Source organism: Citrobacter sp. wls827 (assembly GCF_005280875.1).
In the GTDB taxonomy this organism is placed as follows: domain Bacteria; phylum Pseudomonadota; class Gammaproteobacteria; order Enterobacterales; family Enterobacteriaceae; genus Citrobacter; species Citrobacter youngae.
Window position 1 is genome coordinate 378,527 of sequence record NZ_SZWR01000010.1, and the last position, 12,181, is coordinate 390,707.

At 51.4% G+C, this 12,181-nt stretch carries 7 protein-coding genes and 1 tRNA gene; 5 read left to right on the top strand and 3 right to left on the bottom strand.

What is annotated here, in order from left to right:
* The 4 genes from FDX03_RS23055 to FDX03_RS05145 form a co-directional block, all read left to right on the top strand.
* A partial coding sequence (locus FDX03_RS23055) for a hemagglutinin repeat-containing protein (RefSeq protein ID WP_249356995.1) occupies nucleotides 1–6,642 on the top strand: 6,642 nt, incomplete at its 5' end.
* 4 nt (nucleotides 6,643–6,646) lie between these two features.
* Complete coding sequence (locus FDX03_RS05135; RefSeq protein ID WP_115643151.1) at nucleotides 6,647–7,024, top strand: hypothetical protein; 378 nt, start codon at nucleotides 6,647–6,649, stop codon at nucleotides 7,022–7,024.
* Between the two features lie 169 nt (nucleotides 7,025–7,193).
* A complete protein-coding gene (locus FDX03_RS05140; RefSeq protein ID WP_005129296.1) occupies nucleotides 7,194–8,285 on the top strand; it encodes a hypothetical protein in 1,092 nt (363 codons plus the stop codon).
* Nucleotides 8,282–8,500: a hypothetical protein gene (locus tag FDX03_RS05145; RefSeq protein ID WP_061068184.1), complete on the top strand. Its 219-nt coding sequence runs from the start codon at nucleotides 8,282–8,284 to the stop codon at nucleotides 8,498–8,500. The genes FDX03_RS05140 and FDX03_RS05145 overlap by 4 nt, the downstream gene beginning before the upstream one ends.
* Nucleotides 8,501–8,775: 275 nt before the next feature.
* Here FDX03_RS05145 and FDX03_RS05150 read toward each other — a convergent pair.
* The 3 genes from FDX03_RS05150 to FDX03_RS05160 all read right to left on the bottom strand — a co-directional run bounded on the left by FDX03_RS05150 (nucleotide 8,776) and on the right by FDX03_RS05160 (nucleotide 10,947).
* Nucleotides 8,776–8,852 (bottom strand) — tRNA-Pro (locus tag FDX03_RS05150).
* A 75-nt stretch (nucleotides 8,853–8,927) separates the two neighbouring features.
* A complete protein-coding gene (yejM, locus tag FDX03_RS05155; protein ID WP_061068183.1) occupies nucleotides 8,928–10,688 on the bottom strand; it encodes an LPS biosynthesis-modulating metalloenzyme YejM in 1,761 nt (586 codons plus the stop codon).
* A gap of 31 nt (nucleotides 10,689–10,719) precedes the next feature.
* On the bottom strand, nucleotides 10,720–10,947 hold the full coding sequence (locus FDX03_RS05160; protein ID WP_003027506.1) for a YejL family protein: 228 nt from the start codon (nucleotides 10,945–10,947) through the stop codon (nucleotides 10,720–10,722).
* A 134-nt stretch (nucleotides 10,948–11,081) separates the two neighbouring features.
* Here FDX03_RS05160 and yejK point away from each other — a divergent pair, with 134 nt between their 5' ends.
* On the top strand, nucleotides 11,082–12,089 hold the full coding sequence (gene yejK / locus FDX03_RS05165) for a nucleoid-associated protein YejK (protein WP_005129293.1): 1,008 nt from the start codon (nucleotides 11,082–11,084) through the stop codon (nucleotides 12,087–12,089).
* Nucleotides 12,090–12,181 lie beyond the last annotated feature (92 nt).

Sequence of the window (12,181 nt, forward strand, 5' to 3'; positions counted from 1 at the left end):
CTTACAGGTAACAATTTTACCAACCAGGGAACGACGCAGGCCGGTCAGCTGGCGGTGAAATACACGCAGGTGACGAATAACGGTACGCTGTTGGGCAACTCGCAACTGAGTGTTAATGCCAGTCAGGTTAATCAGAATGCGGCAGGCAAACTGTTCAGCGGTGGCGATCTGACCGTTGAAAGCCACGGGCTGGATGCGTTGGGGCAGGTGGTTGCGCTGGGTAATCTGACGCTGAAACTGGTGAATGGCTTTACTGCGCAAAGCGCGTTTGCCGCGGGTAAAACGCTGACCATGACCAGCGAGGGTGCTATCGACAACCGTAGCGTGCTTCAGGGGCAGTCTCTCAACCTGACGGCGGGCGGGCAGCTCAGCAATAACGGGCAAATCACAACGGGCAACGGAGCGAGCCACCTCAGCGGCAGCAACGTGGCGCTCAATGCCGCCGGAACGTTACAGGGTGGTGGGGATATTACGCTGACCAGTCGCGGTAATATTTCAGTCGATGGTTTCACCGGCACGCGTGGTTCTCTGACGCTCAATGCACCAGGCGCTATCGTTAATACGGCGCTGTTGTACGCGGCAAATAATCTGGCGCTTTATGCCAACACCATTACCAACCAGCGCGGCGATATCCTCGCAGGCAACAATCTGTGGATGCAGCGAGATGCGGCGGGAAATGCCAACAGCGAAGTGGTCAACACCTCCGGCAATATCGAAACCCAGAACGGTGATATCACCATCAAAACCGGGCATCTGCTGAACCAGCGGGATGGGTTGACTATCAGTCAGAGAAAGCAGGATTTTTCTAATGCATTACCTTCGGGACCATTTTTATTTCCAATCACGATTGGTGATGGTAAGAAAAAGCCGGATGTTGAGCTTAGTCTGCAGGAATGGCTGAAATCACCTGAAAATATTATCTGGAGCTTTTGGGGAGAACGTTGCGCCGGAAATAGTCAGATCTGCCACGATAGATATAAGTATCTTTTAGTTGGGAATGATCTTCGTCGTTTTATATTAAGTGAATCAATAGTTGAAGCGAATGCTACGGGGGATGCCGCACGTATTGCCTCAGGTAGGGATATTGTTATCAACGCTACAATAATGGATAACCGTGCAAGCCATATTCTTTCGGACAGAGAGGCATTACTGAGAGGAGATTCGTTGAATAATCTTTCTGCCGAAGCCGGGCATGAAATCGTTTATCAAGAGGCTGAATACCGGTGTGAGTGGTTCTCTGATAATTGCAATTTAACCCCTGAGAGACTTAAGGGCTATCCCAGATACGGTAAATGGTATCAGTCCACTGATACTTACGGAGGACTGGTTATACCCAATAAAGATGGCTTCGAATACATAGGGGTTCCGTATGTTTTAGGGGAAATTAAAAAGGAGTTTACAGCTGATAGTGAGTCATACCGCTCAGTAATTAGTGCGGGTGGGAATATTACAGCGACTTTCACTAATGACATTAGTAATACCAGCATCACAGCGAACAGTGGAGTTGGCACCACTATTTCTGTGCCAACCCTCAACACTCTCAGCAACCAAACCCTCAGTAATGGGGTGCAAAAGCAGGCGCTGGCAGGCAATGACACGGTGAGCGTCAGCTCCCCACAGTGGAACGACCAACTGCAGGATGCATTACAGCAGATTACCGGCGGCGGCGCGCTGGAAAGCGGTGGCGTATCAGACGCCACGCTCAGTTCTGTTTCTACCACGCAGAAAGGTGATGCCAGCCTCGGTCAACTCAATGGCCTGATTAACCCAGGCGAGAAGGGCGTGAATACCGCCGGGCAAAATCAGGGCAAAACGGTGGATACCAGTGCGTATCCGTTGCCTTCCGGAAAGAACGGTTATTTCGTCGTCTCCGACGATCCGAAAAGCCCGTACCTGATCAACGTCAACCCGAAACTGAATGGCCTTGGTCAACTCGATCCCAGCCTGTTTGGTGATTTGAATGCCATGTTGGGTATCAAACCGGGCGAAGCGCCGCGTGAAACTAACGTTGCGTATACCGATCAAAACCAGTTTCTGGGATCGGCCTATATGCTCGATCGTCTCAAACTGAACCCGGAATATGACTACCGTTTCCTCGGTGATGCGGCGTTCGATACCCGCTATGTCAGTAACGCCATGCTGAATAAGACGGGAAGTCGTTACATCAACGGTATAGGTTCTGACCTGGAGCAGATGCGTTATCTGATGGACAGCGCTGCCAGTACCCAGCAGTCGCTGGGGCTGAAATTTGGGGTGGCCCTGACGGCCGATCAGATAGCGTCCCTTGAGCACAGCATGCTGTGGTGGGAAGCCGCGACCGTCAACGGTGAGACGGTAATGATACCGAAGCTGTATCTCTCGCCGAAAGATATCACGGTGAGCAACGGTAGCGTCATTGCCGGGAATAATGTTCAGCTTACCAGCGGGAATATCACCAACGCTGGCAGTACGCTGCTGGCGAGAAAAGATCTCACTCTCGACAGTCAGAACAGCATCAGCAACCTTAACAATAGTCTGATGCAGGCCGGGGGCAACCTTGAGCTGAGTGCGATTGGCGATATCAACAACGTCAGCTCCGCCATTAGCGGAAAAACGGTGACGCTGGAAAGCCTGGGCGGCAACATCAATAACCTGACGCTGGCGGAGCAGATTGATGTAAGTGCCAGGGACAAATACCGCAATGTGAGCTTTAAAGATACGTTGCTAGGTTCTGTGGCGTCCATTACCGCGCAGGACGGATTGTCGCTCTCGGCAGGCAAGGATATCACCGTTACTGGCGCGAATCTCTCTGCGGGTGGCTCATTGCTGATGGCTGCGTGGGGAGATATTGCGGTAAATGCCAACCAGATTAACGATGCCCGGAGCCATTCCGGACGCAGGGTTACAGAGACCGGTCGTTCGTCCGTGGACTGGCAGGGGAGCACCATCAGCGCGGGCGGTAACCTCGGTATCAATGCCGGGAATAACCTCAACGTCACCGCCAGCAATGTTAACGCGTGGGGGAATGCTCAGCTTACAGCGGGTAACGATCTCAATCTGAATGCGGCCACCACTCAGCAGAATAGCCGTAACGGCGGCAGTGAATCGCACAGCACCGGGCTTTCCCGTACCACCGTCTCAGCGGGTGACAATCTGGTGTTGAAAGCGGGTCAGGATATTAATTCTCACGCGGCCGGGCTGGCAGCGGAAAATGATGTGGGTCTGCTGGCCGGGCGTGATGTTAACCTGCTGGCTGAAGCAACAACCGACGGCAACAGCTATCGTGCGAAGAAGAAAACCGTGGTCAATGACGCCGTACGCCAGCAGGGGACGGAAATTGCCAGCGGTGGCGACACGGTCATTATCGCCGGGCGCGATGTGAGTGCGCAGGCAGCGGATGTTACGGCGCAGGGCGATATCGGCGTCACGGCAGGCCGGGATGTGAATCTCACGACCGCCACAGAGAGCGATTATCACTACCAGGAAACCACGAAAACCAAAAAAGGATTCCTCAGTAAAAAGACTACCCATACGATTGAAGAAGACAGTGCTACGCGGGAAAAAGGCGCGTTGCTGAGCGGGGACAATGTGACTGTCGCCGCCGGGAATAACATTCTGGTACAGGGCTCAGCCGTTGCCGGTGACGGCAATGTGGCGCTGGGGGCTGGCAACAATGTGGATATCGTTGCTGCCACCAATACGGATACCTCATGGCGCTTTAAAGAGACGAAAAAGAGCGGGCTGATGGGGTCGGGCGGGATCGGCTTCACCATCGGTAGCAGTAAAACGACGCACGATCTGCGCGAAAAAGGCACCACCCAAAGCGAGAGCTTCAGTACGGTCGGTTCTACGGGGGGCAACGTCAGTATCACCGCAGGCCAGCAGGCACATATCGGCGGCGCGGATATCATCGCCCAGAAAGATATTGCTGTTGGCGGCGATAGTGTACTTATTGAACCGGGACACGACAAACGCACCCGTGATGAGAAGTTTGAGCAGAAAACCAGCGGACTGACGGTGGCGTTGTCAGGGGCTGTGGGCAGTGCGGTGAACAGCGCGGTTTCAGCAGCGCAGGATGCGAAAGATGAGAGTGACGATCGTCTTGCGGCTCTGAAGGCAACGAAAGCGGCGCTTTCCGGCGTGCAGGCTGCGCAGGGGGTTGCAGTTGCTCAGGCTGGCGGCGATCCGAATAACGGTATAGGCGTCAGCATTTCTCTGACTTCCCAGAAATCAAAGTCTGAGCAGCATGCCCGGAGTGATACTGTGGCAGGCAGCACCCTGAATGCAGGCAACAATCTGGCTATTACGGCGACGGGTAAAGGTCAGAGCGGGAACAGCGGCGATATTCTGATCGGCGGCAGCCAGATAAAGGCGGGTGGGGACACCACGCTTGCAGCAGCGAATGATATCGTACTGAGCGGTGCGGCAAACACTCAACAGACAACCGGGAAAAATAGCAGCAGCGGCGGCGGTGTAGGGGTCAGCATTGGCGGAGGAACCAATGGCTATGGTATCAGCGTCTTCGCCAACGTGAATGCGGCAAAAGGACATGAGAAGGGTAACGGCACGGCGTGGACGGAGACCACGCTGGACAGCGGTGGCATTGTATCGATGACCAGTGGTCGCGATGCCCTTCTGAATGGCGCGCAGGTCAGCGGCGATAAAGTGGTCGCGGATATTGGTCGCGACCTGTGGATGAGCAGCCAGCAGGACAGCAACGACTACAAATCGAAGCAGAACAGCGTAGCGGCAGGCGGCAGTTTTACCTTCGGTAGCATGACCGGTTCGGGCTATATCAGCGCCAGCCAGGACAAGATGAAAAGCACTTATGACTCGGTTCAGGAGCAGACAGGGCTTTTTGCCGGCGATGGCGGGTTTGATGTGACGGTGGGACGTCACACGCAACTGGATGGCGCGGTAATCGCTTCGACGGCAACGGGGGACAAAAACAGCCTGGATACCGGAACGCTGGGGTTCAGGGACATTCATAACGAAGCGGATTTTAAGGTCAGTCATTCAGGTGTCAGCCTGAGCGGCGGCGGTTCTTTTGGCGGTGACGCGTTCAAAGGCAATATGCCTGGCGGGATGATATCAGCCGGAGGCAACAGCGGGCATGCGGAAGGAACTACGCAGGCGGCGGTAGCGGAAGGAACAATTACGGTTCGTGATACAGCGAACCAGCAGCAGGATGTATCCGGTCTGAGCCGTGATACGGAACATGCGAACGACAGCATCAGCCCGATTTTTGACAAAGAGAAAGAGCAGAAGCGGCTGCAGACGGTAAGTCTCATCAGTGATATTGGCGGTCAGGCAGCGGATATTGCAAGAACACAGGGAGAGATAAATGCGCTGAAAGAGGCGCGCAGGGACAATCCGAATCTGCCTGCGGATAAGCTGAAAGATACGCCGAAGTATAAGGAAGAACTGGCGAAGTATGGCACGGGCAGCGATATTCAGCGGGGGATTCAGGCGGCAACGGCGGCGCTTCAGGGGCTGGCTGGCGGTGATATGGGGGCCGCGCTGGCGGGGGCATCGGCACCGGAGCTGGCGCATCTGCTTAAATCGACAGAGGGCAATACTGCGGTAAATGTTATTGCCCACGCGATACTGGGCGGCGCAGTGGCGGCGATGCAGGGCAACAGCGCGGCGGCGGGCGCAGCGGGTGCGGCAACGGGTGAACTTGCGGCCCGGGCGATTGCAGGTATGCTGTATCCTGATGTGACTGACCTGTCGCAACTGAGTGAGGATCAGAAGCAGACCATCAGCACGCTGGCAACGATATCAGCAGGGATGGCCGGTGGTCTGTCGGGCGATAGCACGGCGTCGGCGGCTGCCGGGGCGCAGGCCGGGAAAAATGCGGTTGAGAATAACTCGCTCAGTGCTGCTCAACAGAAAAGCCGTAGCGAAGAACTGGTTGCCTGTGGCAACAACAGTAGCTGTAAAGCCAGTGTGCGTGAGCGATATGCCAAAGAGTATGACAAAGTTCAGGAACAGATAAACTCCTGTTCGACTGTCAGGGAGTGCGTGGCTGTTGCGAAGGAAATGAAGCAATGGCAGTCAGACATACGGGCCAGAAGTGATGAACTGGCAGCCAAAGCACGCAATGAAGGTATTGACTCGCTGACTCCGGCAGAGAAGCAGGAATGGATAAATCTTCGTGGTGCGCAGTCAAACTTCGATGGTTCCATCAACTCACTGATTTATCGTGCACAAATGCTGGGTGGTTCGGAAGAGACAGATACTGAACTTGCCAGTATTTTTGGGCATGCGGCAATAGCAAATGCGGCGGGTGCTGCCGCAGGAATTGGCAAAGCTAAATCTGATAATCAGCCCAACAATCGAATCGAAACAGTGCTTAAACCAGAGAAAAACTGGGAAAGTGCTCGTAATAAAGCTTTAGATATTGTTGGTAACTTAGGCGCTGATTCAAAGCCCGTCATTGGTCGGTTAGAAGTAAGCGCCGGAAATGGAAAAGTTATTGGTCGTCAGTCCAGCGATGGTAAAGTTGGCTGGCGAGTAGACTATGATCCTGAAAAAGGCACTCATATAAATATATGGGATTATTCTCAAGGAAAAGGCCCCGGAAAGGCTGTTAAACAAGTAATACCATTTGATGGTAATGAAAAGTCCTTTGAGACCATATTGAAGCAATTGAACAGGTAAGCTTATGACTCTATTTGATGAGTGTAAAGAAGCACTTAGCGCTGATTTCAATGTGCTTGATGAAAAAGATCAAGTAAGAGTAATGGGTATTTTTAATAAGTACCCATCTGCTAACGGGAATATATTATGGTCGGAAATTGACTTTAAAGATTTTGAGACTGTTAACGACTTTCTGAATGAGGCAGTTCTAAAAAATGAGGATGTATATGTTATTGCAGATAATGCAGATATACCTATTTTCAAAACAAATCTAAGACTGGTTTTTGAAAATATTTATGATGTAACAGCATTGTCACCAAAGCTGTTTATTTTTAACGAGAATGTGATCCTGCAACCTTTATTTCCAACAGATAAAATACGGCTTGGCGTTAGGTTGAAGTAAATACAATTTACTGTACATGATGATCTTTTCTGGAACTCTGCATTGATGAACGATTAACGCTATTAACATACTGTTTTATAAAATAAAAGGAAGCGCAGGCGGTTAATATCTTAACCGTCTGCGCGGTTCGTCCTTCTGAACTGCGTATAATCTCCCTGCATTATGTTGAATGACAGGAGACTATTTACTTGGTGGGAGCTTCGCCAGGGCGGTAGCGTGTTCGGGCGAAAAAGGCGCGTCGGGGCAAAAAGTTGTCCCGCCGGAAGTGCAGCAGGAAAAAATGACTGTAACTGACGGAAAGCACAGGGAAAAATCGTCTTCGTCACCACAATGCGCGTCAGAGAGAGTTGTTGTTGAGAATAACTATCTGAGCTACGACGAGGCTCATGCTTTTGACAGAGAAATGACTGCCTGTCGTAAAGCCGGTCGTGAATGCGGAGATATTCAGAACAAGTATGCTGTAATTAGTGCTGATAACCGGCTGAAATTGCATATTGATTTGGCTGCCGACCCTCTGACGGCGCTGTCCGGGGAAGATAAATGGAATATTGAGGGCGGACTTAGCGCGGCAGGTCGGCCTGGCTGGCTGTATGGTTCGCTGGAAAACCCGGATGTGAAGGACTACGTCATTGAAGGTAACCGCTACGACTTAAACTATCTGAATAGCAATACGTCACAGGGTGATAGAGCTCTGGCTTTCTTCGGTGAGCCAGAAAATTATTGGGGTACGGTTGCCGGAGCGGGTTCGTTGTTAACGTCATCAGCCACGCTGACGGAAAAATTTGTTAGTGCCGGGCTGAGTTACGGAGCAAATGGGGCTGTCCAGGTTGCAACCGGCAATACCGGTGAGAAGTTCGATTACCTCAGTTTCATGATGTCAGGCTTAACTGGTGTAGGTACAGCCAGGAAAGGATATTACGCTAACCAGTTGTTAGGGGCCGGTAGCGCTTACATGAGCAGTCAGATTGAAGGCCAGGACAGTACCGCATCAGTAGTGGGCAGTATGGCCGGTACAGGTTTTGGCTATAATATTGGTGCTTCAATTACTAATAAGTTTGAATCACAGTATATAAAAAATCAGCTAGGAATGGATGCCAGTAAGTATTCACTGAAATATTCGGAAAAATCTATCGGATACGGTATATATCAGGGCGGTCAAATGAGCCCATACCCTGGTATACTGGGTGGTTTTGGTGGTTCTGTAATCTCAGAATGGACTGGCAATGTGACGCAAAAAGAAGCTAATGGAGATAGTAAATGAAACATCCTCTATTAGAACTTATTAAGTTGGTGTTTATACTGGCAGTTACGTTCTCTATTGGAATGGTTGCTAGTACCTGGCTGATCAGTAAAGGAGATGTTCCCTTTTCGGAATATATCTTAGCTGGAAAAATTGGTGCAATTGTTGGTGTGTGGGGAGGGGCAGGAGTTTGGCTACTGCTCTATTTACAAGTACTAAAATATAATCGTAAGTAGTTGTTGTTGAGAATAATTTCCTTTGTGCAACATCTTCAGACAAACTTGATAAGGCCGTTGAGAAAATTAAGAACGGTGATAAGTCATTAGCAACTGCTAATGACTTATCAAGCTGGAGAATGCCGATAAACGTAGCGATGCACTGGTTCCTAAATTCACCAAAGATCCTTCACATATGCGCCGGGGTTTTTCCCCGATAATTCCCCATTGCTTCCCCATACAGAAAACAGGCATAAAAAAACCAACCGTAGAAGGTTGGTTTTTTTGGGGAATTTTGGTCGGCACGAGAGGATTTGAACCTCCGACCCCCGACACCCCATGACGGTGCGCTACCAGGCTGCGCTACGTGCCGACACTTATGGCTGCTAATACTACTGCTTTCCACCACGAATGCAAGAGGATGGACTGCTAACTGATTTATAATTAATCAGTTAGCGATAAATCGTTTCTCATCCGTCAGCACTTGCAGCAGCAAACTTAGCTGCGGTTTCTGATCTTTAATTTTCTCGCCGCGTAAATTATAGGTCTGGTAATTACCGTTGTTATTAAGCACCAGCGTCATCTCTGGTGTGGTAATGGCCATGGTGCTGCTGTCAGCTGCCGTGACCCAGTAATGGCGGCGTGTTGCATTAAACAAATCCTGACCCTGTGAGTACTCGCTTGCTGGGGTACTGACGTGGAGCAGGCGCTGCATCAGTGTTGTCATCAGGTCAGTATGATCGGTCAGGCTATTAATACGCTGCGCAGGTGTTCCCGGCCAGTGAATAACCAGAGGCACCTGTAGATGGCCACGCGACCAGGCAAAGTTATTCTCTTCCTGCGTCAACGGCACGCCCCGGCCCGCGGTAATAATGACCACCGTGTTGTTCAGTTTGCCGGAGTCACGCAGGGCGCTGAGTATACGGTTGATGTTGGCATCCACATCTTGCGCCGCGCTGGCGTAGCGTTTGGCAAAATTCTTCTGGTTGCTGTCATCAAGGTTCGTTCCGTTAAAGGAAACCCATGAGAACCAACGGTTATCATCTTGCGCATAGCGGCCCAGCCAGTTAATCCACTGGCTTGCAGTTTGTTGATCAGATTGCGTTTGCACGTTTGGCATCGAAAAGTCTGACAGCAATGCCTGGCGATACAGTGGGCTAGTGAAGCCATCAGAGGAGAACAATCCCAACTGATAGCCTTGTTGATTCAGCGCAGAGATTAGCGCGGCAGGCGTTCGGGTCGACAAAATGCCGTCCATGTAGCTTGGTGAAACGCCATAAAACAGGCCAAAAATCCCGTTGTCGGCAGTATTTCCCGAACTCATGTGGCGCGTAAAGGAGATATTCTGCCCGGCAAATTCTGCCAGAGCAGGCATTTGCTGTTCAAAGCGCGAGTAGTTCAGACCGTCAACGGTGATCAGCAGGACATTCTGACCCGTTCCCATATCACGGTAACGCAGCTCACTGAGCGGATACTGGACGGAGACCGCTTCCGGATTACCCTGTTCAATCAGGCGGCGTTGATACTCTTGCGCATCCAACAGACCATGTTTTTCCAGAAACTTACGCGCCGTCATCGGGTAAGAGAGCGGCAGGTTTGCGCGCTGCATGGTAATCGGGCGATAGAAGTTGGCATCAGCCCAGATGTACACCACGTGCGAGGCGATAAAGCAAATGAAGAAGAATGCGGCTAACGGTTTGGCAAAATGGCGGCGACGCGTCAGGCTGCGCAGTTTCTGCCAGCTCCAGGTCGCAAACAGCATTTCGATTAGCAGAATGATTGGCACACTGATAAACATCAGTTGCCAGTCACGCGCCGCTTCATTCTGGTCAGGGTTAATGACCAGCTCCCAGACGATGGGGTTGAGATGCAGGTGGAAGCGGGTGAACACTTCGCTGTCGATGAGCAACAGCGTCATACCTGCTGTCGCCAGAATGGCTGATAAGAATCGCATCAGCCTCTGGGACATGACGATAAACGTCAGAGGAAACAGGATTAGCAGATAGGTGGCAAACACCAGAAAACTAAAATGTCCGACCAGGCTTACATAGGAATAAACACGCCCTGCAAGCGTTGTCGGCCAGTCGGCGACAAACAGGTAACGGCTACCGAGTACCATGGCCAACAGAATGTTGAACAAGGCAAACCAGTGCCCCCAGCTAACCATCTGGGAGACTTTCTCACGGTAGCGCTGACGATGAGTTACCATAAACTGTTGTTCGTTTCCCCGGAGCAGGCTCTTAATGCGCTTGGTCGTCGTTTACCGAAGACTGCAATGCGCGGGCAAAAGAGTTGGCAATCGCCTGGCGCTGGGCCGGTGCGATGCTTGTATTGATAAGGTTAGTCACCATATTTCCCAATACCATCAGGGAAAGATCGGTTGGCGCCTTATGTTTTTCCAGTACGTTGAGCATCTCATTCAGCAGTTGTTCAACGTGTTCGTCACTATAGCGGGAAATTTGTGGCATAAATCGAAATCAGTCTGTTCATGAAAGGGCAACATATTACCGTACAGACAGTTTTTTTTCTGCTTTTTTATCTTCTATTGCGTCACTGCCCGGCAGGTGGTTGAATACCGCCCGGTCTAAAAGGAGAGTTTATCATGAGTCTGGATATCAACCAGATTGCCCTGCACCAGCTTATCAAACGTGACGAGCAGAACCTTGAGCTGGTCTTGCGCGATTCATTACTGGAACCGACAGCGACGGTTGTCGAGATGATGGCTGAGCTGCACCGGGTGTATAGCGCCAAGAATAAAGCCTATGGCCTGTTTAGCGAAGAGAGTGAACTGGCGCAAACGCTGCGTTTACAGCGTCAGGGTGAAGAGGATTTTCTGGCATTTAGTCGTGCCGCGACCGGACGCTTGCGGGACGAGCTGGCGAAATATCCTTTTGCCGACGGCGGTATTGTCCTGTTCTGCCATTACCGTTATCTGGCGGTAGAGTATCTGTTGGTCGCCGTGCTGAACAATTTAAGTAGCATGCGCGTCAATGAAAATCTGGATATCAATCCGACGCACTATCTGGACATCAATCATGCGGATATCGTGGCGCGTATTGATTTAACCGAGTGGGAAACCAATCCGGAGTCCACGCGCTATCTGACGTTCCTGAAAGGGCGGGTAGGGCGCAAAGTCGCCGATTTCTTTATGGATTTCCTCGGTGCCAGCGAAGGTCTGAATGCCAAAGCGCAAAACCGTGGCCTGCTGCAGGCGGTCGATGACTTTACTGCCGAGGCGCAGCTCGATAAAGCTGAACGCCAGAACGTGCGTCAGCAGGTGTACAGCTACTGCAACGAACAGCTACAAGCCGGTGAAGAGATCGAGCTGGAGTCGCTGTCCAAAGAGCTTTCCGGCGTCAGTGAAGTCAGCTTCAGCGAATTTACCGCAGATAAAGGCTACGAGCTGGAAGAGAGCTTTCCGGCGGATCGCAGTACGCTGCGTCAGTTAACCAAATTTGCCGGAAGCGGCGGTGGGTTAACCATCAACTTCGACGCCATGTTACTGGGTGAACGTATTTTCTGGGATCCGGCTACAGATACTTTGACCATCAAAGGTACGCCGCCGAACCTGCGCGACCAGCTGCAGCGTCGCACGTCGGGCGGGAAATAAAACCGTTTGCCGGATGAGAGCGTAAACGCCTTATCCGGTCGACGAGTACCATCAGTATCGATTACAAAATCCCATAAAAAAACCCCGCCTTG

What these genes read in the sequence shown, in the direction of transcription:
- FDX03_RS05135 (WP_115643151.1), top strand. Translation starts at nt 6,647, where the DNA reads ATGACTCTATTTGATGAGTGTAAAGAAGCACTTAGCGCTGATTTCAAT.
- FDX03_RS05140 (WP_005129296.1), top strand. Translation starts at nt 7,194, where the DNA reads ATGACAGGAGACTATTTACTTGGTGGGAGCTTCGCCAGGGCGGTAGCG.
- FDX03_RS05145 (WP_061068184.1), top strand. Translation starts at nt 8,282, where the DNA reads ATGAAACATCCTCTATTAGAACTTATTAAGTTGGTGTTTATACTGGCA.
- yejM (WP_061068183.1), bottom strand. Translation starts at nt 10,688, where the DNA reads ATGGTAACTCATCGTCAGCGCTACCGTGAGAAAGTCTCCCAGATGGTT.
- FDX03_RS05160 (WP_003027506.1), bottom strand. Translation starts at nt 10,947, where the DNA reads ATGCCACAAATTTCCCGCTATAGTGACGAACACGTTGAACAACTGCTG.
- yejK (WP_005129293.1), top strand. Translation starts at nt 11,082, where the DNA reads ATGAGTCTGGATATCAACCAGATTGCCCTGCACCAGCTTATCAAACGT.